24 protein-coding genes are annotated in these 23,327 nt (G+C 40.1%); 17 read left to right on the top strand and 7 right to left on the bottom strand.

The window, feature by feature from the left end; all coding sequences use genetic code 11:
• The first annotated feature begins 79 nt into the window (after positions 1–79).
• From rlmN to CH354_RS10470, 10 genes are all read left to right on the top strand, one after another.
• Entirely contained in the window at positions 80–1,141 is a 1,062-nt protein-coding gene (gene rlmN, locus CH354_RS10515; protein WP_100720605.1) for a 23S rRNA (adenine(2503)-C(2))-methyltransferase RlmN, read from the top strand.
• Positions 1,125–1,412 carry a Cys-rich protein gene (locus CH354_RS10510; protein ID WP_100720603.1) on the top strand — a complete coding sequence of 96 codons (288 nt, stop codon included), beginning with the start codon at positions 1,125–1,127 and terminating at the stop codon, positions 1,410–1,412. Before rlmN ends, CH354_RS10510 begins: the two co-directional genes overlap by 17 nt.
• The gene (locus CH354_RS10505; protein WP_100726559.1) at positions 1,409–3,115 is read left to right on the top strand and encodes an ArnT family glycosyltransferase; all 1,707 of its coding nucleotides are present in this window, start codon (positions 1,409–1,411) and stop codon (positions 3,113–3,115) included. The genes CH354_RS10510 and CH354_RS10505 overlap by 4 nt, the downstream gene beginning before the upstream one ends.
• 335 nt (positions 3,116–3,450) lie before the next feature.
• Entirely contained in the window at positions 3,451–3,963 is a 513-nt protein-coding gene (locus tag CH354_RS10500; RefSeq protein WP_100726560.1) for a cytochrome c3 family protein, read from the top strand.
• 24 nt (positions 3,964–3,987) lie between these two features.
• Positions 3,988–7,113 (top strand): TAT-variant-translocated molybdopterin oxidoreductase, encoded by a 3,126-nt coding sequence (locus CH354_RS10495; protein ID WP_207762676.1) that lies wholly within the window; start codon positions 3,988–3,990, stop codon positions 7,111–7,113.
• Between the two features lie 19 nt (positions 7,114–7,132).
• Positions 7,133–8,506, top strand: coding sequence for an NrfD/PsrC family molybdoenzyme membrane anchor subunit (nrfD, locus tag CH354_RS10490; RefSeq protein WP_100726562.1), 1,374 nt, complete (start codon positions 7,133–7,135; stop codon positions 8,504–8,506).
• A gap of 1 nt (position 8,507) precedes the next feature.
• Positions 8,508–9,074, top strand: a complete 567-nt coding sequence (locus CH354_RS10485) for a DUF3341 domain-containing protein (RefSeq protein WP_100716672.1) — start codon at positions 8,508–8,510, stop codon at positions 9,072–9,074.
• Positions 9,071–9,658, top strand: coding sequence for a c-type cytochrome (locus CH354_RS10480; protein ID WP_100726563.1), 588 nt, complete (start codon positions 9,071–9,073; stop codon positions 9,656–9,658). Before CH354_RS10485 ends, CH354_RS10480 begins: the two co-directional genes overlap by 4 nt.
• Positions 9,659–9,666: 8 nt before the next feature.
• Entirely contained in the window at positions 9,667–10,917 is a 1,251-nt protein-coding gene (locus CH354_RS10475) for a hypothetical protein (RefSeq protein WP_100726564.1), read from the top strand.
• 10 nt (positions 10,918–10,927) lie between these two features.
• Positions 10,928–11,443, top strand: coding sequence for an Lsa16 family lipoprotein adhesin (locus CH354_RS10470; protein WP_100726565.1), 516 nt, complete (start codon positions 10,928–10,930; stop codon positions 11,441–11,443).
• A 118-nt stretch (positions 11,444–11,561) separates the two neighbouring features.
• Here the strand turns inward: CH354_RS10470 and CH354_RS10465 are convergent, their stop codons facing one another.
• Positions 11,562–11,951, bottom strand: coding sequence for a hypothetical protein (locus CH354_RS10465; RefSeq protein WP_100726566.1), 390 nt, complete (start codon positions 11,949–11,951; stop codon positions 11,562–11,564).
• Between the two features lie 342 nt (positions 11,952–12,293).
• Between CH354_RS10465 and CH354_RS10460 the strand changes: the two genes are divergently transcribed.
• Both CH354_RS10460 and CH354_RS10455 read left to right on the top strand, forming a co-directional pair.
• On the top strand, positions 12,294–12,749 hold the full coding sequence (locus CH354_RS10460) for a MarR family winged helix-turn-helix transcriptional regulator (protein WP_100726567.1): 456 nt from the start codon (positions 12,294–12,296) through the stop codon (positions 12,747–12,749).
• 2 nt (positions 12,750–12,751) lie between these two features.
• On the top strand, positions 12,752–13,315 hold the full coding sequence (locus CH354_RS10455) for a hypothetical protein (RefSeq protein ID WP_243396040.1): 564 nt from the start codon (positions 12,752–12,754) through the stop codon (positions 13,313–13,315).
• Between the two features lie 154 nt (positions 13,316–13,469).
• Here CH354_RS10455 and CH354_RS10450 read toward each other — a convergent pair whose 3' ends face one another.
• Positions 13,470–13,862, bottom strand: coding sequence for a DoxX family protein (locus CH354_RS10450; protein ID WP_100728874.1), 393 nt, complete (start codon positions 13,860–13,862; stop codon positions 13,470–13,472).
• Positions 13,863–14,038: 176 nt separating this feature from the next.
• Here CH354_RS10450 and CH354_RS10445 point away from each other — a divergent pair, with 176 nt between their 5' ends.
• The gene (locus CH354_RS10445; protein ID WP_100726570.1) at positions 14,039–14,632 is read left to right on the top strand and encodes a TetR/AcrR family transcriptional regulator; all 594 of its coding nucleotides are present in this window, start codon (positions 14,039–14,041) and stop codon (positions 14,630–14,632) included.
• Between the two features lie 31 nt (positions 14,633–14,663).
• Entirely contained in the window at positions 14,664–15,317 is a 654-nt protein-coding gene (locus tag CH354_RS10440) for an adenylate/guanylate cyclase domain-containing protein (RefSeq protein WP_100726571.1), read from the top strand.
• 6 nt (positions 15,318–15,323) lie between these two features.
• On the opposite strand, the gene CH354_RS10435 is transcribed toward CH354_RS10440, so the two are convergent.
• Positions 15,324–17,150: an AAA domain-containing protein gene (locus CH354_RS10435; protein WP_100726572.1), complete on the bottom strand. Its 1,827-nt coding sequence runs from the start codon at positions 17,148–17,150 to the stop codon at positions 15,324–15,326.
• Complete coding sequence (locus CH354_RS10430; RefSeq protein WP_100716680.1) at positions 17,135–17,986, bottom strand: tetratricopeptide repeat protein; 852 nt, start codon at positions 17,984–17,986, stop codon at positions 17,135–17,137. Before CH354_RS10430 ends, CH354_RS10435 begins: the two co-directional genes overlap by 16 nt.
• 79 nt (positions 17,987–18,065) lie before the next feature.
• On the opposite strand from CH354_RS10430, the gene CH354_RS18350 reads away from it, so the two are divergent.
• Complete coding sequence (locus CH354_RS18350; RefSeq protein ID WP_165780332.1) at positions 18,066–18,221, top strand: hypothetical protein; 156 nt, start codon at positions 18,066–18,068, stop codon at positions 18,219–18,221.
• Between the two features lie 13 nt (positions 18,222–18,234).
• Here the strand turns inward: CH354_RS18350 and CH354_RS10425 are convergent, their stop codons facing one another.
• The gene (locus tag CH354_RS10425) at positions 18,235–19,068 is read right to left on the bottom strand and encodes a crotonase/enoyl-CoA hydratase family protein (protein WP_100716681.1); all 834 of its coding nucleotides are present in this window, start codon (positions 19,066–19,068) and stop codon (positions 18,235–18,237) included.
• Complete coding sequence (locus CH354_RS10420; protein WP_100716682.1) at positions 19,065–19,991, bottom strand: prolipoprotein diacylglyceryl transferase; 927 nt, start codon at positions 19,989–19,991, stop codon at positions 19,065–19,067. The genes CH354_RS10425 and CH354_RS10420 overlap by 4 nt, the downstream gene beginning before the upstream one ends.
• Positions 19,992–20,130: 139 nt before the next feature.
• Between CH354_RS10420 and CH354_RS10415 the strand changes: the two genes are divergently transcribed.
• Positions 20,131–20,577: a DoxX family protein gene (locus CH354_RS10415; RefSeq protein ID WP_100716683.1), complete on the top strand. Its 447-nt coding sequence runs from the start codon at positions 20,131–20,133 to the stop codon at positions 20,575–20,577.
• Between the two features lie 196 nt (positions 20,578–20,773).
• Here the strand turns inward: CH354_RS10415 and CH354_RS10410 are convergent, their stop codons facing one another.
• Complete coding sequence (locus CH354_RS10410) at positions 20,774–21,775, bottom strand: M23 family metallopeptidase (protein WP_100716684.1); 1,002 nt, start codon at positions 21,773–21,775, stop codon at positions 20,774–20,776.
• Between the two features lie 67 nt (positions 21,776–21,842).
• Here CH354_RS10410 and pcnB point away from each other — a divergent pair, with 67 nt between their 5' ends.
• Complete coding sequence (pcnB, locus tag CH354_RS10405; RefSeq protein WP_100716685.1) at positions 21,843–23,318, top strand: polynucleotide adenylyltransferase PcnB; 1,476 nt, start codon at positions 21,843–21,845, stop codon at positions 23,316–23,318.
• Positions 23,319–23,327 lie beyond the last annotated feature (9 nt).

Genomic DNA, 23,327 nt, shown 5'->3' with positions numbered 1-23,327 from the left:
AGACATTTAGAAAGAGTGTAATTTCTTGTCCCGTAAGGTGGCAAAGAAAAGATTGGCTAATGGTGAAGGGACCTACACAATGAAAGAGGAAATACCGGTTCTCAAAGGGAAAACCAAAAAAGAACTAGAAGAGATATGTGTTTCCTTAGGTCTTGAAAAATACCGAGCAGCACAGATTTATACAGGAATTTATAAGAGTCGTTATACGACGATTGACCAATTTACAACCCTCTCAAAAGAAGTTAGGGAAAAGTTAAAACAACATACTTCCTACCCCGAAATTGAAATTGGACGTGATCTGGTTTCCAAAGATGATGGGACTCGTAAGTTTACATTTTACGTAGGCGAAAACAAAGAGATTGAGGCGGTTTGGATTCCATCGGGAGACGGTGGGCGTAAAACCATTTGTATCTCTTCCCAAATCGGATGTACCCTCAATTGTAAATTTTGTGCCACTGGCCTTTTGGAATACAAAGGCAATTTACACACTTGGCAGATCCTTGACCAAGTCCTGCAAGTGGAACGACTTGTGGGAGACCGTGCCACAAACATCGTGTTTATGGGAATGGGGGAGCCCATGCACAATTATTTTTCAGTGATGAAAGCTGCCCATATCCTAAGAGACCAAGATGCTTTTGGACTTGGTGCCCTTCGGATCACGATTTCAACCGCTGGTGTGACAACGGGGATCAATCGTTTCATTGAGAACAAAGAACCTTTTAATTTTGCCATTTCACTGAACCATCCCAATCCCAATGCACGTTCTTCTGTGATGGATGTAAACGACAAACACCCCTTGGAGAAACTCATTGATTCAGCGAAACGTTTCACAAAGGAACTTGATCGGGCCATCACATTTGAATACGTGATGATCCCTGATGTAAACATGGGTCGAGACAATGCAGAACGACTCGCAAAAATTGCAAGGTCAGTGAACAAATGTAAAATCAACGTGATTCCGTTAAACACTGATTTTACGGGATGGCGTAGACCAACTGATGATGAAGTCAAAGAATTTGTAATGCATCTCAAAGCTAAAACGACTGCTCCCATCCTCAATCGCCGTAGTCCAGGTAGGGACATCAACGGTGCTTGTGGTATGTTAGCTCTCAAAGGAATTCGAAGTGAAACAACAAAGTAAATGGATATTGGTTTTATGTTTGGTTTTGTTTGGTAACAATTGCCAAGACATAGTAGAACAAAAATGCCAATTAGCATGTGAAAAATTTGTCACATGTACAGAAGAAGAACTCAAACTTACTTTGGCACCTGATGTAAAACGCACAGGTAGGATCCAATGTATGGACGGATGTACCACTCATAATAGTGATATCCTCCAGTGTTTTGACCAAGAGCCAAATTCTTGTAAAGGATTCGGCCAATGTTTGGTACAAATAGGAACATTTGAATGAAAGAATCACTTTCTCCTTCCGAACGCATCTTTTATCGTATTTTATTATTGATGGCATCTTTGCCGATTTTGTTTACTTTGCCACTGGATGTCATTGATATTGATAGTGCACAGTATGCGGGCATCAGTCGTGAACTAGTCCTATCCAATGATTTTTTCACACTCATCGATAATGGAAGAAGGTATTTGGATAAACCCATCCTTACTTTTTGGACCATTGCCACTTCGTTTTTTTTCTTTGGCATTAGTAACATCGCCTTTCGAATCCCTGCGATTTTTTTAAGTTTACTCTCTGTTTATTCGATTTACCGAATCACCATTTTATCTGGTGGAAAGGAGAGGCAAGGTTACTTAGCTTCCATAGCATATCTACTCGCACCTGGTGTGTATGCGATGGTGGTGGATCCCAAAATCGATGTATATCTCACAGCCTATCTTGTATTCACATATCATTTTTATTATTTAGGTAAAAAACAAAATCCCAATTATTTTTATCTGATGTATCTCATGATGTCGATGGGATTTATCACAAAAGGGCCTATCTCCGTAGTCATACCAGCCATTTCGATTGGAGGGGATATATTATTCCGAAGAGATTGGAAACTTTTACTCTCTATGAGAATCCCGACTGGTATTTTTGTATTGGCATCACTTCCTGCACTTTGGTGTTTTTTCTTATTCAAAAACTTTAATTCATACGGGCCTGTTTTCTTTTTATGGATCCAATCATTTGGTCGCTTTTATCGCGAGATGTATGATGTGAAGTTTGATCCATTTTATTTTTATAAATCATTCTCATGGGCTTTCTTTAGTGGGCTTTTGCCTATGGTCATTTACGTGATTTTCCATTCTTACCAGTATACCAAAACATTGGGTTGGAAAGAGATCCTACGTAAGATCCGTGCCAATGAATACAAAGAAGTGGATTTTGTGATTCCATTCTGGGTCTTTCTCTTTTTGTTCCTCATCTCGTTTTCTCGTTACCCACTCCCACAATATACCTATTGGGTTTTACCTGGTGCCGCTTTGTACTTTGGGAAAATCATGGAAGAAAGTTTGTTCCAGTCCAATGTCGCCAGGTTACGTCCATCGTTTCTCATCGCAGGGATTGTGTATTTGGTAGGGTATTTTCTCTTTCCTGTCTTTGTTTCCGATGTTGGCATACTGTATTATGTATTCGGAGCGATTGGGATCCTTTTCATTTTACTTTCCGCACAACTCATTCCTTTGGAAATCCTACTGACCCTTGTGGGTGCTACTTTGTTTTTTTGTGCGATTAGCTTACAGTTTTATCCGCTCCTTACCAGTTTTCAACCTTCTAGGGAATTTGGAGCCAAGATTAAAGAATTAGAGCCGAATGAACCAGTCCTTTATACCTTCTGGATGTCCAATTCGAAACGTTCCTATGGGTTCTATGCCGAACGAAATTTTAGAAATATCTATGATAAAGAAAAATTGGACAGGTTGTGGGTCGAAAAATCGGAGCGACTCATCGTACTCCCATCAGATAAGTTACCACAACTGCAAGAGATGGTGGGTACAGAATACCAAATCATACCTGTTATGGAAAAAGAATCCTTCAAAGTAGCAACACCAACGATCGCTTTTCTCAAAAAAGAGACAAGAAACCTGGTCACAAAGAAAATTTCTTTGGTTTGGGTGAAAAAAATGCAGGGGAAATCATTTAAAAACTCGAAAGTATAACTAGGCTAAATTGTGTAAGTCTGGTTTTTAGGGCCCTTCGATGTCAAAATCAGGGCCTTTTTTTTTGTCCCTTCCTACCAACACATTCGGTATTTCCCTTTGATTCCTCATTCTGAATGGATTCAGACTTTTTGATTTCAAGTTTCATAACATTTGTTTGGTGGTATTTTGGTGTTTAGTTGAGACTAAGTTTCAACTAAGAAAGTTCAGAAAAAATTTCAGATTATGTCTCTTTTAATGTTTTTTCACGACCAAAACCCTTACATACTTGCTTTTTTTCGGATTTTACCTTTCCTTGTCAGAAGACAGTGTAAACGGATTCAGGAAATCTGCGAATGAATATAAAAATACTCAAGATCTCTGTGCCTATCGTTGCGATTGCAGCGCTTGCATATTTGATTTTTTCACCTAGCCGTTATGTGGGCTATTCACCCGACCAGCCCATCCCCTTCAACCACAAGATACATGCAGGCGATAACAAAATCGATTGTAAGTATTGCCATACAGGCGTTGAAAACTCGGCCCATGCCACAGTTCCTCCAAGTTCCACTTGTATGAACTGCCATGGAGCAGGTAACGTAGCGGGCAACCAAGAACATGTTAAGTGGCTCAAAGCACAGTACGATAGTAACACTCCCGTTTCGTGGGTGAAGGTCCATGACCAACCAGACTTCGTATACTTCAACCACTCAAGACACGTGCAACGTGGCGTTGATTGTTCCACATGTCATGGCAACATGGCAGAGATGGTAAAGGTTAGACAGTCCAAGTCCCTCAATATGGGATTTTGTGTCGATTGCCATAGAGAGAACAATGCTCCTAACGATTGTTCTACGTGCCACAGATAATCGGGAGACAAGTAATAATTTATGATGAAAGACGATAGTTTCCAAAAAGAAAAAAAGTCACTTTGGCAGTCTTATGAACTTCGCGGTACTTCTCGCGAAAAAGAACTCCAAAAACAAGAGTTCTACAAATCACCAGACCCTTTGATTGCTAAAATCAAAAAAGGTGACTTTGATAGAAAAACATTCCTTAAGTTTATGGGTGCATCAGTTGTGATGACAACTGTTGGTTGTATCCAAAAACCTGCTGAAAAAATTGTTCCTTATGTGAACCTCACCATTAAAAATCCAGACAACAACGAAGTAGAACAATACGACTTCGTAAAACATGGACACTCTTACCACTATGCTTCGGTTTGTGGCGGTTGTTCTGTTGGTTGTGGGGTACTTGTAAAAGCAAAAGATGGTCGTCCTTTAAAACTAGAAGGAAATCCAAGCCATCCAATTTCAGAAGGTGCTTTATGTGCTTCTGGACAAGCTTCTATTTTTGATCTTTATGATGCAGACAGAGCAAAAGAACCACAACAAATTGTGAATGGTGTTGCGAAGTCTAGCGATTGGTTTGTTCTTGATAAAGACGTAAAAGAAAAACTCGCGGCAAACAAAGGTAAGACGGTTGTGGTAACAAAACCACTCACATCTCCTGCGACAAAAGAATTTGTTTCTGAGTTTTTACGTTCTGTTGGTGGTGGAAAACACTTAGAAGTTGCATTTGCTTCTTCTGATGACGCCATTACAATCGCTCAAGAAAAATCATACGGAAAGGCAGTTCTTCCAAACTACCACTTTGACAAAGCAAAAGTAATCCTTTCCATCGATAGTGACTTCTTAAACCAAGTCAACTACCACAATGACTTTTCAAAACGAAGAGACTTACAAAAAAATTCAAAGTCATTCAATTCCTTTATCGCTGCAGAAACTCACCCGTCCATGACAGGTTCCAATGCGGACCAAAGAGTTCCATTAAAACCAGGTGACCAAAGAAAGTTTGCCCTCTTAATTGCAAAGGCACTTTCTGATTTGGGAGTAGGCGGGGGATCGGGTGTTTCTGGAATCAATGTAGATACGACAGCATCTGAGCTTGGAATTTCCAAAGAAGTTGTGGTTCGTACAGCAAAAGCACTCGCTTCCGCAAAAGGTGAGTCTCTTGTCATCGCTGGTGGTTCGAACACGTTAACAGAAGATGCAGTGGATTTACAAATCGCTGTGAACATGTTAAACAGCATGCTCGGTAACGATGGGAAAACCATCGATCCAGGAAATCCTTTGAAAGAAGGAAAGTCAAACTACGCTGAAAACTTAAAAACATTGGCAAAAGACTTAAAAGAAAGAAAGGCCGGAGTGGTCATTCTTTTTGGTGTGAACCCAGTGTATGAAGCGCCAAATGGAGATGAGTGGAAAAAACTCCTTCATGAAGCAGCACAAGTCGTACAAGTTTCTGACCGTGCGGATGAAACTGCACTTGCGTCCAACTGGCTTGCTCCTGTATCACACTTCCTTGAGTCTTGGGGTGATAACGAATCCGTAACAGGGATTGTATCGGTGCAACAACCAACCATCCGACCTCTGTTCCAATCCAAAGCATTTGAAGATATGCTCATTGGTTGGGCTGGTGGAAAGTTACTTGGATCCGAGTCTCTCTACGAATACCTCAAAGCAAAATATTCTAAAAAAACCAACTGGGAAGACTTACTCAGAAAAGGTGTCCTTGTTTCTGGAAATCCAAAAGCAGACAAGGGTGGTCGTTCTTTCCGAGGAACCATCGCACCACTTTCAGCATCTAAGTCTGGTTTAACTGTTTCTCTTTACGAAAGCACGGCTCTCGGACAAGGAGAAAGAGCAAACAACTCCCAACTCCAAGAACTTCCAGATCCAGTATCAAAAGTGACTTGGGATAATTACGTTGCGATCAGCCCACAATACTCTCGTTCGTCGGGAATCAAACTCAATGATGTTGTGACTGTGACTGTAAACGGTAAGTCCTTCGAACTTCCAGCTCTTGTCCAACCAGGTCTTCATCCAGAAGCAGTGGGAATTGCTCTTGGTTACGGAAGAACAAACGTTGGTGAGATCGGAAATGGTGTTGGTAAAAATGCAAGTGTCCTTGCAACAGAAGTAAACGGATCTTATGTTTACTCTGGTTTATCCATCACACTTTCCCCTACAGGTAAAAAATACAAACTCGCTACCACTCAGGACCACCATATGATGAGCCCTGGTGTGATGATGGGTGTGGAATGGAAAGAGAGACCTCTTATCATCTCCGCAAAACTACAAGACTATACTAAAAATCCAAGTGCCGGAATCCCTGAGCCTGAGATCCCAAAAATCTTAGTGGATGGAAAACTCCAAAGAGCACAAGGAGCAAACGCTCCTTCTGACCAACCAGGAAGCCAATTTGCATACCCAGGATACAAATGGGGTATGGCAGTTGATTTAACTTCTTGTTCTGGTTGTGGTGCTTGTGTGGTTGCATGTAACATTGAAAACAACGTGCCTATGGTAGGACGTGACGAAGTGCGAATGGGTCGTGAGATGCATTGGCTTCGGATTGACCGTTACTACATCGGTGATCCTGAAAAACCAGAATCACTCGAAATTGCACACCAACCACTCATGTGCCAACATTGTGATAACGCTCCTTGTGAGACAGTTTGTCCAGTGGCAGCAACCGTTCACAGTTCGGAAGGAACCAACGATATGGTTTACAACCGATGTGTGGGAACTCGTTACTGCTCGAACAACTGCCCTTACAAAGTGCGTCGTTTTAACTGGTTAGAACATTGGAATGAACACAGCTTACTCGGAGAGTCAATGCCTACCTTTAAGGCTCGTCCTCCAAGAAACTTAGGCCTCAACCCAGATGTAACCGTTCGTTCGCGTGGAGTTATGGAAAAATGTAACTTCTGTGCTTCTCGAGTTGCTGAGAAAAAAATCGCAGCGAAAAACGAAGGCCGAACTCTGAAAGATGGGGAAGTGAAAGCCGCTTGTGAACAAACATGTGCATCTGGAGCCATTGTGTTCGGTAACGTAAATGATCCTGAATCAAAAGTAGCGAAGCTCTTGAAAGACCCTAGGTCTTACAAACTTCTGGAATACCTAAACATCGGACCTGCCGTCAGTTATTTGACCCGAGTTCGAAACGAAGTTTAACAGGGAGAACACAAAGGGAATGTCATTAACACAAGCAGTTAGAGATAAATTAGATATCCCCGACCTGGTAACAGGCGGGAAATCGCTTAAAGATGTAACCGTTGATATCGCAAAACCAAACGAAGATTTCCCTACCAAACTTTGGTGGAATACCTTCCTTTTGGTTTTGACGATCACCCTGATCGACGTAGCCATTATCGGGTATTTGTTTTACGAAGGTCTTTACCTCCTCGGGATTAACAACCCAGTGGGTTGGGGATTTTTCGTCGTCAACTTCGTATTTTGGATTGGTATTGGTCACGCAGGAACTTTGATTTCTGCGGTATTATACCTCTTCCGCCAAGGTTGGAGAACAGGGATTAACCGTGCCGCAGAAGCGATGACCATCTTTGCCGTACTAGTTGCGGCATCGAACCTCATCCTCCACGTTGGTCGTCCTTGGCTCGGATTCTGGCTCTTCCCGTATCCAAATGAAAGAGGTCCACTTTGGGTGAACTTCCGTTCCCCTCTGATTTGGGACACGTTTGCGGTATCGACTTACCTTTCCATTTCCATGGTGTTCTGGTACTTAGGTCTTATTCCTGACCTTGCGACCCTTAGGGACCGTGCGACAGAAACTTGGAGAAAGAACTTATACAATGTTCTTGCTTTCGGATGGGTGGGATCGGCGAGAGCTTGGTCTCATTTGGAAATCGTTTCCATGATTTTGGCAGCTCTTTCCACTCCACTTGTTCTTTCAGTGCATACCATCGTATCCTTCGACTTCGCAGTTTCCATCCTTCCAGGTTGGCATACGACCATCTTCCCTCCATACTTCGTTGCCGGTGCGATTTTCTCCGGATTTGCGATGGTGGTAACCCTTATGGTCATTGCTCGTGAAGTGTTTAATTTAAAGAACTACATCACAATGAAACACTTGGACAACATGAATAAAATCATGATGGTCACTGGTCTTATCGTGGGTCTTGCGTATGGAACAGAGTTTTTCATCGCTTGGTATTCTGGTAACGAATACGAAGTGTTTGCATTCTGGAATAGAGCTTTCGGACCTTATGGTTGGGCTTACTTCATTATGATTTCCTGTAACGTGCTTTCACCACAGGTGTTTTGGTTCCGCAAACTTCGTTACAACATCCCTGTGATGTTTGTTGCCTCCCTTGTGGTGAACGTAGGTATGTGGTTCGAACGTTTTGTGATCATGATGACACTGAACCGCGACTTTTTACCATCCAGCTGGGCAATGTATACACCGTCACTTTTCGACTACGCGATGTTAATCGGAACGTTCGGTATCTTCTTTACTCTCTTCCTTCTCTGGTGCCGAATTATGCCGGTGATTGCGATTGCAGAAGTAAAAACAGTGATGCCACAAAAAGAAGGAGCACACCACTAGTATGTATCTTCCAAAATTAGAACAGTTTCATAAATACAAAGAAATGGATGAAGGAGTCCTCGGAATTTTCGACACTCCCGAAGCCATTATGCATGCTGCGGAAAAAACAAAGGCAAAGGATTACATTGGTTTTGATTGTATCCTTCCTTATCCGGTGCACGGAATTGATGAAGCCATGGGAACTCCTAGATCAGGACTCCCTTGGGTCACTTTCTTTGCTGGGATTTTTGGATGCACGATTGGAATTTTATTCCAATACCTAACACATGCACATGACTGGCCTCTCAATATCTCGGGAAAAGCTCTCAATGCTTGGTTTGCCTATGTGCCAATCATCTTTGAATTAACTGTATTTGCCGCAGGGATTTATACAGTAGCTGCTTTATGTTTTTTAAGCGGTATTCCCAAAGCGACACGTAGGATCCTTCACCCAGATTTGACGTCTCATAAATTCGGTCTTTGGATTCCAAAGTCTGCCAAAGGTTATAACGAGTCCGATGTGGTTTCGTTTGTCAAAAGCCTTGGCGGATCCGAAGTAACCGTTGTGAAACCGGAGAACCAAAAATGAAACAAAACATCTTTCGAGTTTTTGCACTTGTGGCGTTGGTTTTTGTCGCAAATTGTGATTATAAAACTCCCGTTTACGAATACTTTCCGAATATGTATGACTCTCCTGCTAGAGAATCGCAAGAAGCGGATTCCTTTGCTGCCAATGGTTCTGCTTCCCGGATTCCACCAAAAGGTGCAATCCCTGTAGGATACTTTCCATACCCATACGCGGCGGAAGCAACTCCTGATACCCTTCCTGGTCCAGACAAAGGATTAAAAAATCCAATTGGAAAGGTGAGTTTGGGGGATTTGATGATTGGGGAAAAACGTTACCAAACATATTGCACTCCTTGTCATGGTGTGCAAGGTCTTGGAAACGGAGCTGTTGTAGGACCTGCACCTAAGTTCCAACAACCACCTCCTTCTGTTGTTTCTGACAAGATCCGCGGTTGGTCCGATGGACAAATCTACCACATCATCACGATGGGTCGTGGTCTCATGGGAAGTTATGCTTACCAAATCGAACCTGAAGACAGATGGAAGCTCATTGCTTACATCCGCAAACTTCAAGAATATGAAGTGAAAAATAAAAAGGCGAACTAGGGGAAATTATGAGCTCTACAAAAGCAGCGAAACTAGACGAAACACTATTGCAGTTTAAACTGCCAGGATCCCTTCGTAATGCCCTCATTGCCATGATCGGAATTGGAGTGGTGAGTTTTCTCATCGCCTTTTTTGGATTTGGTCATGAGACGTCTCGTCATATGGACGAAGCTGGTCATTTCCACCATACGAATTTAGGATACCATATCTTACTCATCGGTACTTACTTTGTGATTGGTCTTTCCATCACAGGGATTTTCTTTACAGCGATCCAACACCTTACTGGTTCACAGTGGTCGGTGACGGTTCGTAGGATTTTCGAAACGTATGGACTTTTTGCACCAGTAGCTGGACTTCTCTTAGTGGGAGTTATCTTTGGAATGCATGACCTATATGAGTGGGCAGATGCGACAGTTCGTGAAAACGACCACCTCATCCACCACAAATCAGGTTACTTAAATCCTACTTCTTTCATCATCAGATGTGTACTCTTCATTGGGGTATGGTCTGTGTTTGCTTACATCTTTCATGGAAAGTCTGTTGGCCAAGACAAAGATAAGGTTGTGGATACAACTAAGACTCTTGCTAAGGTTGCTGGAGGATTTATACTCTTCTTTGCAGTCTCTTGGTGTCTCATGTCGTTTGACCTACTCATGTCCCTTTCCCCACACTGGTTCTCCACTATGTTTGGTGTGTATGCCTTTGCTGGTGCTTTTCAAACATCTCTTGCATCGTATTTGATTGTCATTGCGATACTTAAGAAAAATGGATACCTCGGCGAGGCAGTGAATGAAAACCATTACCACGATATTTCAAAGTTTTTACTTGGTATGACAACTTTCTGGGCTTATGTGGGATTCTCACAATTTATGCTCATTTGGTATGCAAACATTCCAGAAGAAACATTCTTTTATGAAATGCGTATGACAGGTGGATGGGGTTATACAACATTACTTCTTCCTTTTGTGAAGTTTGTGATCCCTTTCCTTTTATTACTCAATCGTCCTAACAAACGAAACATTAATTTCCTTTGGAAATTAGCGGCATGGATTTTGACAGTTCAGTTCTTTGAACTCTTCTGGTTGGTATTCCCTGCAAATTTTGAAAAATTCTCAATCCTACACTTTGTTTTAGCATTTGGCGGAACAGTGGGAGTGGTTGGTCTTTTTGGTTTCTTTGTCTTCAAAAAGTTCGAAAAACATAGTTTAGTTCCGGTCGGTGACCCTCGTTTAGATGAGTGCCTTCACCACCACCAATAGGAGAATTGTTTTGAAACTGAAATTAGTAGCATTCTTGATCGTTGGGATGAGCGTAACAGCTTGTTCCAAAAACGCAGAGGTAACTTGGCATAAAAATTGTGATGCCAAAACCAACAAAGCAAGTTTGGATTTTACTGTTCCTTTGTATTCAGAACCAGATTCTAATTCTAAGGTGGTAGAGTTTGTTCCAGTAGGAACTGTTGTAAAGGTGTTTGATGCTCGTAACCATAACGTATGGGCACCAAAATACTTTATCAAAGTTCAAACAGCAAAAAACGAAGGTTATATGAGTCCTAGATGTTTTGTTGTTGGACAAGATCCGGCAAATAGTGTTTGGAGATACTCCAAAGGACTCGTAACAGATTCAAAACCTTTTTATGATCCGACAGACAAAGCTCATTACCCAAGAGGGACTGAGTATGGAAATTTGAAGGACCTTCCAAAGGAAAAAATCCCTCTTTCTGAACTCACAAAAGGTTTGGAAGAAGAAACTTACGTAAACAAAAACATGTTGAAACAAAACTAAGATGTTTTTGTAAAAACAAAGCGACAGCTGTTAGTGGGAATGATTCTACTGGCAGATGTTTTGGAAAAGACCCAAGGGAAACCAAGGGTCTTTTTTTTTGCGGATTGTGAAGATTCTTTTATTTCTTTAGTAAGACTATCTCGTAGGCTACTATCGCCAAGATCACGAATTTTTCCCAAATGAAATAAAAGGCACCGAGAGGTTGGATCACATTCCAATTTTCGATCAAAAAATACATAGAAACACCGCAATAAGTAAGATTGCCAAAGATCACACCGAGAAGAAACGTTTTCCAGTGTTTTGATTTTTGCATAAAACAGGTATTGGAATAAAAAAACAAAATGCCGGCAAGGATTCCTAATTTGTATAACACTTCTGTGGGCATCCCAAAATAAGGTTGAAAGGGCAGAACCACACCAAATAACACGAGTAAGGATATAGATGCACCAAAGGCATCCAATAAAAAAATCGTATAAGGTTGGAATTTTTGGAATAATTTTTGTATCATCAACTCAGTCCTAAATTGTTTTACTCCTTATTTTCGAAAACGGGCGAGGTTCCATTGTTTCCTATAATCTGCAGTTTTAAAAAAGGAGTTTGATCCCCATTCAACAATTTTGAATTTTATTTGTAATCAATTTAATCAGGAAAATACCAGCTTTTGATTCTTGGAATTTATGAGATTTTCCATAATCTTATGCTATTTCAAATTCGATTCTAAAACGCAGGTAAACTATCTTTCGAAAATTATTCCAAAATTTGAAATTTTAGGATTTACAATCGCAGAATATCTTAGATAGTAAGACTTTAAGTTAATAAGATAATCAGTTTGTTAACTAATGGATTTTTTATGGAAATAGAAATTTTTAAAAAAACTACACGTCGGTATTTCGAAACAGCCCTTTTTATGCATGAATCGATCGCAACGCATGTTGGGCTTTCAGGCACAGATCATAAATTTTTAGGATACCTACTTGAAAATGGAGAGATGACTGCGGGGGAACTGGCAAAATTATCTGGGCTTACTACTGGGGCGATCACTGGAGTCATTGATCGATTGGAGAAGAGTAAACTCGTAAAAAGGAAATTTTTACAAACGGATAGAAGGAAGGTTTTCATTGTTCCAAATTTGGAGAAGGCAAACCAACTGTTTTCACCAATTTTTAAAAAATTACAAAAAGAAACGGACCAATTGATTTCTAGTTTTTCAAGTCTTGAGATAGAAGTCGTCCATCGTTATTTCGAATCTGCGATCAAGATAATGGATAAAGTTTCAAAAAATTTAAAGGATACGAATGGGATATGAATATGATAGTAGAAAATTGTTTTGTTTTTGCAACAACGTTTGGACTTTCAGATGTAACCAATTTTGTTTCCCACCAATCTTTATCAATTGCTAAGTATACTTTATTATTAAATCTACTAATCTATTTTTTAATGAATGGAGCTCAAATTTTTGAAACGATTGTTTTTGTACCACGTTGGGCTAATGGAACAGTTCCTGATTTGGGTTTACTAAATACAGAGTATAAGTCTGCAGATTTAAAATACTTTTGGATTTTGTTTCATTCATTACATGAAATTATCTTCTTAGTATCACTTATATTTTGTTACCAAATAAATGGGATTGGTAACGATTTGTTCCTACTTTTTATCCTACATATAGGAGTGAGAGCTTGGACTATCATTTATTTCGCAAATAAAATTATTTGGTTCCAATCTATGGCAAATACAATCGATAAACATTCAATCAAAGTATTCAGTGATATTAAGAAATGGGTGATTTGGAATTATATACGTGTTATTATTTATATTGGAATTTCGATTTTAATGGTACCACTAACCATTAAAATTCTAAATATGAATGGTTAAGGAATATAAATGATTGGAATGATTTGGTTTCTTCAACCGTTATGTGATGGTCATAACAGTTGATCCAAGTTAATTCGATAAAATAAACATCGAATCGATAAGCAATTGTTTTAATACTTAGTATATGTTTGCCTAGAATTCTGTATTGATTGTTCTAGAAATTCCAAAATAGGTCTTTTACTTTTGGGTTACGTAAGGCAAGTCCTACCCAAAGGAGAATTCCTATATAAACGGGAAATAAAGTGTGGCTAAAAAGTGGATTTTCCACACGAACGTGGATGGCAACCGCACCACCTAAATATCCAGTGAGTAAGAGAGCTCCAAGTGCGGCAGTTTGCGGTATGGCATACATAACAGTGATCACCAATAGAATGACGCCGATCGTCATTGCACTCTGGGCAGGTAGTCCCAGTTCTTCCATACTTTTTAACACTGGATCAATCTTAGCTAATTTTCCGCCTGCATCGAAGAGTAAAAATGCGATTACTAGGCCACTTAAAATTCGTCCCACCCAAAGGTAGGTTGGGGATTGGTTAATTTCGTTCATAACATCACCTGCTTGAAAAACGTTCTTGCAATAAAAACATATCAAGTGATATGTTGTCAATAAAATTTCGATGCATAACCAACTGAATTGATTGAACGTGGAGTGGCCTCGATTTCGGGGCAAATTGGTCTTCTCTTTTGTGTTTGTGTTATAGGAGATGAAGGAACAAGTGCAGGATGGGGAAACAAGAGGAAACTCGTAAACTGATCATTGAGTCTGCATTTGCACTGATCTACCAAAACGGATTTCAAGGCGTGGGGGTTCGTGAAATTGCACTTTCAGCAAATTTAACCATCGGTGCCTTTTTTTACCACTTTCCTACAAAGAATCACGTGGGTTATGCCATCATTGATGAGTTTTTATCCAAAGGTATTTTGGATCGTTGGATATTGCCTTTGGAACAATATGATAATCCAGTCGAAGGAATCATTCATACATATAAAAAAACTTTTGACGAATGGCCAGATGAATTTGTTTCGAGGGGTTGTCCACTGAATAATTTAGGGCAAGAAATGTCTTCGATTGATCCTGAGTTCCAAAAAAAAGCGAAGGAACTTTTGTCCAATTGGATTCAGAACACAAAAACTTACTTGGATATTGCCCGAAAGAAAAAAATCCTAAAACCAAAAACAGATACACTTAAACTCGCGGAATTTATTGTAACCTTCCAAGAAGCTACTTTCGCAATGGGTAAAGTAATGAATGATCGCAAAGTATACGATTCCTTATATCTTTCGTTTCGTGACCATCTACTATCGCAATGCCGTTGACATTCCACTAAAATCGCTTATACTCACACACATGGGTCAAAAACGTACCATTGCCACCTCCGCCTCAGAAGAACGATTGGAAAAACTTTTAGAAGAACGACTAACGGAAGGTTCCAATCATGAAATCATTGATAAACGAATTTGGGATTTATTTGGAGAAACGTGGTGTGTCATGTTTACTGACCTTTCCGGTTTTTCCAGAGGTGTTGCTAAATTTGGAATCATCCATTTTTTACAGACTATCTATGAATCACAACGTATCCTCATTCCTGTTCTAGATGAGTATGATGGAATCCTGATGAAAGATGAAGGGGATAGCCTTATGGTACTCTTTCGTAATACCAATAAAGCGATCCAATGTGCCATCCATATGCAAAAAGCCTGCAAACGGTATAATGAAGGTAGAATTGCCGAAGAACAAATCCTTCTCTGTGTTGGTTTAGGTTATGGAAAAATTTTGAAAATTGGGGATACTGATGTGTTTGGTGCCGAAGTGAATGCTGCGTCCAAACTAGGGGAAGATACAGCCAAAGCTTGGGAGATCCTTGTGACAAGTGCTGTGAAAGAAAATGCTGATGAAACCACGGATTTTGATTTTGAACCAATAAAAGATATCCCACCAGGTTCGGATGGTGCCTACAAACTTCTTTATACACTTGATGAACCGAAATGGGTAGTTTTGTAAAAAGCTTCATTCCATAAATTCGTAAATGGACCGAATTTCGCCATGGGTTTCTATGTAGTTATACAAATCTTGGAATTCTTTGTGCCCACAGAGAGTTGCCGAATCTCCAATCAATATCAAATGGAACTTCGCACGGGTAAGGGCCACATTCAATCGTTTTGGATTCATTAAAAAACCGATTTCACCGTCTGGATTCGAACGTACCAAACTGAGGATCACTATCTCAGACTCTCTTCCTTGAAACGAATCAATGGTTTGCGTATACCACCTTCCATTTGCTCTTTGGATGAGGCGTTCCACCTGCCCTCTGTAAGGTGATATGATGGTAGTGGATTCCTTGGGTAAACCTTTTTCTATAAGAGTTTCAATGAGTGTTATTTCTGTTTCATTGATGAAACTCAGTTCCTCACCTTCTGTTTCTTCTAACGTATCACTACCTGCAGTATCAATCCATAGAATGGCGGAATCGGATCCAAAAATCTCTTTCATGACTTCTATGTTTTGGAACTGCAGGTCTGGGTGTGTAAAAACCTGGTTCCCATAATAAGACTTGTTAGGAAAACCAAGGATTTCTGGTTTCATCCGAAATTGTTTTTCTAAAAAAATCGTCCGTTCTCCTGAATCATGTTCGATTGCTTTTTCCAAAAAACTATCGAAGGATTCGTGTTCTGGTAAGGAGTAGTTCACACCTAGTTGTTTTGGGTCTCCGAAAAAAAATGTTTTTTTCCCAGAGAAAAGTGCCATATAACAACCTGGATCCACACTTTGGGTTGCTTCATCTACAAATACAAAATCAAATTCTCTTCCTTTTTTAAACTCACTTCCAAAACCTGCAAAGGTTGAGACAATGAGTTCACTTGCATCCAGTAACCTCGTTCGAATATTTGTTTCTGCATCACGAATGGTTTTCAATAAAAACTTTGCTTCTTTTCGTAATTGGTTTCGTTCTTCTCTTTCTTCTTTGCCAAACTTACGTTTCCATGAATTGATTTTTTTCTGGATTACTTTCAGTTCTGTTGTCCAGTTTTGGATTTGTTTTTGATCGGGATGGGTTTCGATAAGATGATCAATATGGTAAGGGAGAACATTCTCTTTGATTTTGGTGGAGTTTCCCAAACGAACCACACGGATTCCATTTTGGCAGGCAAGTTCTACAATATAATCACAAGCAAAATTGGTAGGGCAAAGGGTAAGGACAGATTGGTTTCTGTTTTTAATTTCCGTGACCGCTTGCATGAGTAAGGTGGTTTTTCCTGTTCCTGGTGGTCCAAAAACCATTCCATAATCTAAAATGGAAAATATCCTTTCTAGTGGAGAGTTTTCCTTTGATTGTTTGGGTGGAATTGGTTTGTCACCTAAACTATAACCCAAAATCCATTTAAGTTTTTTGTAGGATGGAGAATCTTTTTCATCTTTGACTTTTTTAAAAATCTCATTGTACAAATCGTAAGTAGATTCTGGAAACCATTTGCGAATCTGGTATTCTTCTCCTTCCCATTCATAATCACCACGTACTTGGATGATGAGTTTTGTATCTGACCATTGGTAGATGTTTCCATAAATGGATTCGTTTTGGTTTTGGATGAAAACAGGCACTCCCTGTTTGGTCCAGAGTTTGGCTTTATTTGATAAATTGACTTGGAATTCAGCTCTCCAAGTATTTCCCACAACAAAACGAAGATCAACAAATGTAGCAACTTTAATGATTTGGGATTCGGATTCCTTCTCTAAGTACAGGTTTCTTTCAATTTCTCTTTCTTTTACTAATAAAGATTCAATGGAATTAATTTCATCCTCAAGAGAATCAAACGACTGTTTTATGGATCTTCCCATTCAATATTCTCCAAAGTTGTAAAAAAACCATTTCTAAGTAGTGGTGCAAAATCAATAAAATCAGCTGCTTTTAAATATAACGAATCTTCTATGGAATAAGCTTGGATTAGGTTATTTGCTGCTTCATCCAACTTTCCTAAACGGCAATGTGCCCGAGCAAGAATGATAAGAGTTTCAGGATCTATTTCCTTACAGTATTCAATATGGGTACGTATGGAAGAGAGGGCATTTTCCGGATCTTCAGCATCCAAATAACATAACGCTAGTAAGTCGTAGTGTAGGAATTCTTCCGGTTCCACCATTTTTAATGATTTTTTCAAAGAGGCAAGGGCAGAGTTGAAGTCTCCTCTTGAAAAATACAAAGAGCCAAGTTCTGCCCAGATGTCTTTGCGATCAATCCCACGACCATTACTCAGATGTTCCTGGGACAATGCTTGTTTCAAAACTTCAATCGCTTCCTCGGATCGTTCCATATCCTTTAGTAGAGAAGCGAGAAGGAGGTAGTTTTCTAGGTAAGATGGGAATTGGAGTATACTTTTTTGGAGTAATACCTTTGCCGATTTAAATTTTTTTAATTTAATGAGATAACGTGAATAAACGGTAATACTTAAGGGGTGGGATGGATAGTTTTGGATGATGTCTTGGAAAACAGTTTCTGTTTCTTTTGGATTACCAACCGAATACAAACACCAAGCTTTTTTCGCTTTGATTTTAATGAGAGCGGATTCGTCTTTTGTATAGGCTTCACTCTCTGCATACAAATTGAAAGCCCGTGTAAAATCCTTTTCCTCTTCCAATTGTTTTGCTTCACGGATCAGAGAAAAAAAAGGATTCATCAACATTTTTTACTTCAGGAAATCACGGATTCGTCGATGCGTAGAATAGGGAGTAAAGATTGTAAAAGGAGGTCCACTTATGGTTCCATCTACACTTATCAACCCAATTGTCAATTTGCCGAAGGAAATTTTCCAGGCACAAAACCAACTCACCGAAAAACTGATGAAGTTGGCTGTGGAAGAAAAACTGGGTCCTGTGGCAAATAGCGAAAGGTTACTCGACATCTACTGCTAAGTCGTTTTCAGAATCATTGGTCCACACGGGTTTCTGGATTGAAAACCGGTCGTTTTCGTTCCATAAACCCATTTATGGCACTTCTGAAATCTTTGGAATCGAGCATACTGGAATTCCATACTGCTACGTAATCCAAACCTTCTTCGATGGTTTTCCCAATGCCATGGTTTAACACTTGTTTGACACCACGGATGACAATGGTTGGATTTTCTGAAATTTCTTCCGCTGTTTTTAATCCTTCTGTAAGTAAGGTATCAAAATCCTTAGTGACCTTTGTCACAAGTCCCATTTGGAATGCTTCTGTCGCTGTGATGTCTTTTCCGGTTAGGGCAAGTTCTCTTGTGTGAGCATTTCCAATGAGATGGGGGAGCCTTTGTAAGGAACCCATGTCCGCAACAATTGCGACTTTTGATTCCCGTAAGGAAAATACCGCATCTTCAGACGCATAACGAATGTCACATGCAGAGACTAAGTCCAGTCCACCACCGATACAATGTTTTTGAACAAGTGCAATCGATGGTTTTTTTGAATTATAAACGGCATTGATCCCTTTTTGCATGGTAAGGATGAGTTGGTAGAGTTTTTCCCTACCATCAGCAAGTTCACCTTGTACAACCGGTTTGAACTCTTGGAAAAACTCTTCTAAGTCAAGGCCAGTGGAGAAGGATTTCCCTTTACTTGCGATCACAAAACAATGAATTTTTGGATCGGCATCAATCTCGGCCACCATATCGGGAAGGTCACGCCAGAAAGGCCAATTCATCGCGTTTCTTTTTTCAGGACGATTCAGCCAAAGAATCGCAATATTTTTTCTTCTTTCGATTGTAAAAAAGGGAGATGGGTTCATACGTTTGTTTCTTCCTTTAACCAAAGTTTTTTGGAAACCATCAGATACACACCAAATAGGATCAGTCCAATTGCAATGTATTGGGACTGGGAAAAACCATGCCAGTAATAACCTGTGAGGAATGTTGGATTTCCATTTGCATCCGGAATGTTGACAAGGGTAGGTGGGTCAAAGAAAGGAATCACAGCTTTGTTCACTCTCAAAAATTCAATGATGAGTCTTGCAAAACCATGGATGATGAGAAACTGCGCTCCAATACTCCATTTCCGAAAGTTTTGGTAACGTGCCCAAAATTGAAAATAGGAAAAGTAACCAAAGGCCATAATGGATTCCATCACAGGTGTATTCCAAACGGGAACACCAGACGGGTGAGCTCCATGGAATTCAAATACAAAAAATGGAATCCTTTCATCGGTAGCAAACCCATAACAACCATCACCACTCACAAAACACCCTAGTCTACCAATCGCATAACCCATGCTAATTGCCGGAATGACTGCATCATAATAAGCACCGATATCAAGTTTGTAGTAACGAAAGTATAAGGTGATAAAGAGCCAACCAAAAAGAAGGCCACCAAAAAAGACAAGACCACCACCACTAAAAAGAGAGGACCATAATCCTGGGTGGCCTGGGAAACCGTTCCAGTGGGTCAGAGGATAAGAATACTTGCCATCATAACCAGGGACATCGATGAACACTTGGTCCCAAATTTCAAAGATAAAGAATATTTTTGCACCCACAAGTGTGCCTAAAATCCCAAGAAAGATCAACCAATCGGAGTGGTATGGATCTAATTTTTTTCGTTCCAGTTCCTTTGGGAGAAGATAGGAACCAACAAGAAAGGCTAACATCATAAGAAGGCTGAAAGTGGACAGACCCTCCCAGCCAAAGGGATTGGGAATCGGAATTCGATCTAACATAGGGGAAAGGGTAAATTCTATGCCCACAGGGGAAAGGAGAATTTAAATCGGGATAAACGAGAAAAAAGGAAGGAAAAATAGCTTGACCCTAGATAGTTCAATATTAAACTATCTAATATTGATTTAAGGAGAATTCACTATGTTTGATTTATTATTTTCTACATCCGGGGACATCATCCCACTCATCCTTCGTATCACAGCTTTTGTTGTGATTTTCCCACACGGTGCCCAAAAACTCCTCGGTTGGTTTGGTGGATACGGTTTCAAAGGAACGTATGGATTTTTCACAGGAACCATGAAATTCCCAGGGATCCTTGCTGTTCTCATCATACTAGGTGAGTCTTTTGGACCTCTTCTTTTACTTGTGGGATTTTTAACTAAATTTGCAGCATTGTCCATTACCATCATCATGATCGGTGCCGCATTCATCGCGCACAGACAGAATGGTTTTTTCATCAATTGGAATGGAAACCAAAAAGGGGAAGGGTATGAATTCCATATCTTAGCTGCGGGACTTCTCATTGCTCTCGTTGTTGGTGGAGCAGGTGTGTATTCTGTTGATTTTAACTTAATTGGAAAGTTCTAAGACCAATTTTTCTTAAAAGAATACTCTCAACTAATCTTTGTTTGGAAGATAAATTCTAAACAAGGTTAGTTGGTTCTCATCACAAAAGATCTATTAGCGATTTCGAAAACCCTTCTAGTTTTTTCCCAATCCCTTCTATTGTCATTGCTTCAAAGAGAATCAATGGTCCAAAACTCGTTTTGCTATTCCTAGGGCATCAATCTAAGTTGATGTATTCTTCTGGGTCAAGGGGAGCATCAAGTCCAATTCTCACTTCATAATGGACGTGGGCTCCCGTTGCTTTTCCCGTTTGTCCCACAAGGGCAATTTTATCCCCACGTTTGACTCGGTCCCCTGGGTTGACTAAAATGAGAGAACAGTGGCCATACAAAGTGAAAAATCCATTTTCATGGTTGATGCGTACTGATTTTCCAAGACCCCCAACCGCTGTATCCACAGCAATGATCCCAGGACCTGTTGCATAAATCGGTGTTCCTTCCCCTGCGGCAAAGTCAATCCCTGAGTGGTATTCTCCAACAGGTAAGATTCCAAATGGATCACTACGATACCCAAAGGTGGAAGTCACAACTCCCACACCAGGTTTCAGAGGCCGGCCCCTTGGCATGGAATAAAAGATACTTTCTCGCATGGAAAGATAATCAATGGCATTTTGAAAATTAGGAACAAGGTTTCCCAGTCTTACACCAAACTGGGTGTAAGTGGTGACAACTTGTTGGAAGAGTAATAAATTGGAATCGAGTTCACTGGCGTCTTTTCGAAACTCTTCTTTTAAGAGATAATCTTGTGTGATCATTTCCTTTTCTGGGATTTCTTCCCAGGCAAGTAAATTGAGAGATTCCGTCATGGATTCCAGTTCTTCAACGGATTCGCGTAAATCCTTGGAAAGTAGGTCATAAAATAAAAACGATACAAGTTGGGTTTCTGTTTTTTTTTCGAGAGAAAGGTTTCTTTCAAAGAAAAAGGAAAAATAAACAAGTAGGCCAAAGGATAAAAGTACAAGGGATAGAGAGAGTCCAAAGAGGAACCCAAGCATACCGACTGAGATCTCGATTTGGGCGAGGGGTTTTTCGTCACTCGGGATGAGGACAAAACTCACCTTCTCTCGGCTGCGGGAAATCCACTTTTGTAAGCGTTTTCGCCACCGTAAATGTGCAATTTGGAGCCTTTCGTAGGCGGTTGTGACGTAAGTTTCTGCCAATGTTCGTTATCCAGCCAATTTTTTCCTTGCCCATGCCATTTTTCAGGGGAAAGTGGATGAATCCAATATGTTTAAATTTCTCACTTCTCTTTTCAGAAAGAAAGCCGACTCTGTCGATTCCTTTTTGATGTACCCCGAGGGAAAGAGATACTATCGAGAAACTCACTCCATACGCAGGGCCAATATCGATGAAGATGCCATCAAAATCATCAATCGATTGAACAAGTTTCGTTACAAGGCCTACTTAGTCGGTGGAGGAGTCAGAGATCTGCTGATGGGCAAACGCCCAAAAGATTTTGACATCGTCACAAGTGCGACACCAAACCAAATCAAAAGGATCTTCAATAACTGCCGGATCATCGGTAAACGATTTAAAATTGTACACATCATTTTTAAAGGCAAAATTATTGAAGTCTCTACGTTCCGTTCACTACCGGAACATCGTTTGGAAAAACACAAAGCAGAAAACGATTATCTCATCAAGCGGGACAATTCCTTCGGTACAGCAAAGGAAGACGCGGCAAGACGCGACTTTACCATCAATTCATTGTTTTACGATCCTAAAAACGATTCCATTTTGGACTACGTAGGTGGATTTGAAGACATCCAAAAGAAAATCGTTAGGGTCATTGGTGATCCTGATATTTCTTTCAAAGAAGATCCTGTTCGTATGTTACGAGCAGTGAAGTTTTCCGTTTTGCTCGGACTTGATATCGAGAAAAAAACCAAACTGGCCATTAAAAAGAATCGTTTGGAACTCGAAAAATCATCCACAGCAAGACTACTAGAAGAATACAATAAAATGTTTCGTACTTGGAAAACATCGATTATCTTTGAAGGACTTGCAGAAAACCACCTACTCGATGTTTTGTTCAAGGAACCAGCGGACAAACTGAAAAAAACCGACCCAGAATGGCGTGAACATTTTATGGACACACCACTTGGGAAAAGACTCGCTGTTACTGACAAACTGCTCTCAGCAAGAGAGGAGATGACTCCTGCGATTTTTTATTCGTTAATTTTTTACGATATCGTAAAAGATTTGTATGAAAACGATCGTGGTCACCTAGCGCATAACATCAAAGAAAGTTTACAACCTGTTTTTGAACGTATGGGAATTCCTAAACGGGAACAAGACAATTTAGTAAAAATTTTCATTAGCCAACCTCGTTTTCACATCACGGATGATGAAAAAGAAAGGCAAAATTCTTTCTTCAAAAAGAAAGATTATTTTTACGATGCGTTTATGGTGTACAAAATTGTTGCTATCTCTGAAAACAACGAAGCTGCTGTACAAACTGCATTTTTCTGGGAAATATCTCTCAGGCAGAGACCAAAGCCAGATAGCCACCAGTTTGGCCAACAGAACCGAAAAAAAGAAGGCAATAAAAAACGCCCACCACGCAAAAAACATAGAGATCGAAGAGGGAACGGGAACCAGAACCAACAAGATTCTGGGTCAAACCAAACTCATGAAAATGGGAAAGGTGAGGCAAACGAAAATCGTAACCCTTCATTAGAACATCAAGATACTGAGGAATAACAGACTTTC

The sequence above is a fragment of the Leptospira levettii genome (genome assembly GCF_002812085.1).
GTDB lineage: Bacteria > Spirochaetota > Leptospiria > Leptospirales > Leptospiraceae > Leptospira_A > Leptospira_A levettii.
This window is presented reverse-complemented; position numbering and strand designations above follow the sequence as displayed.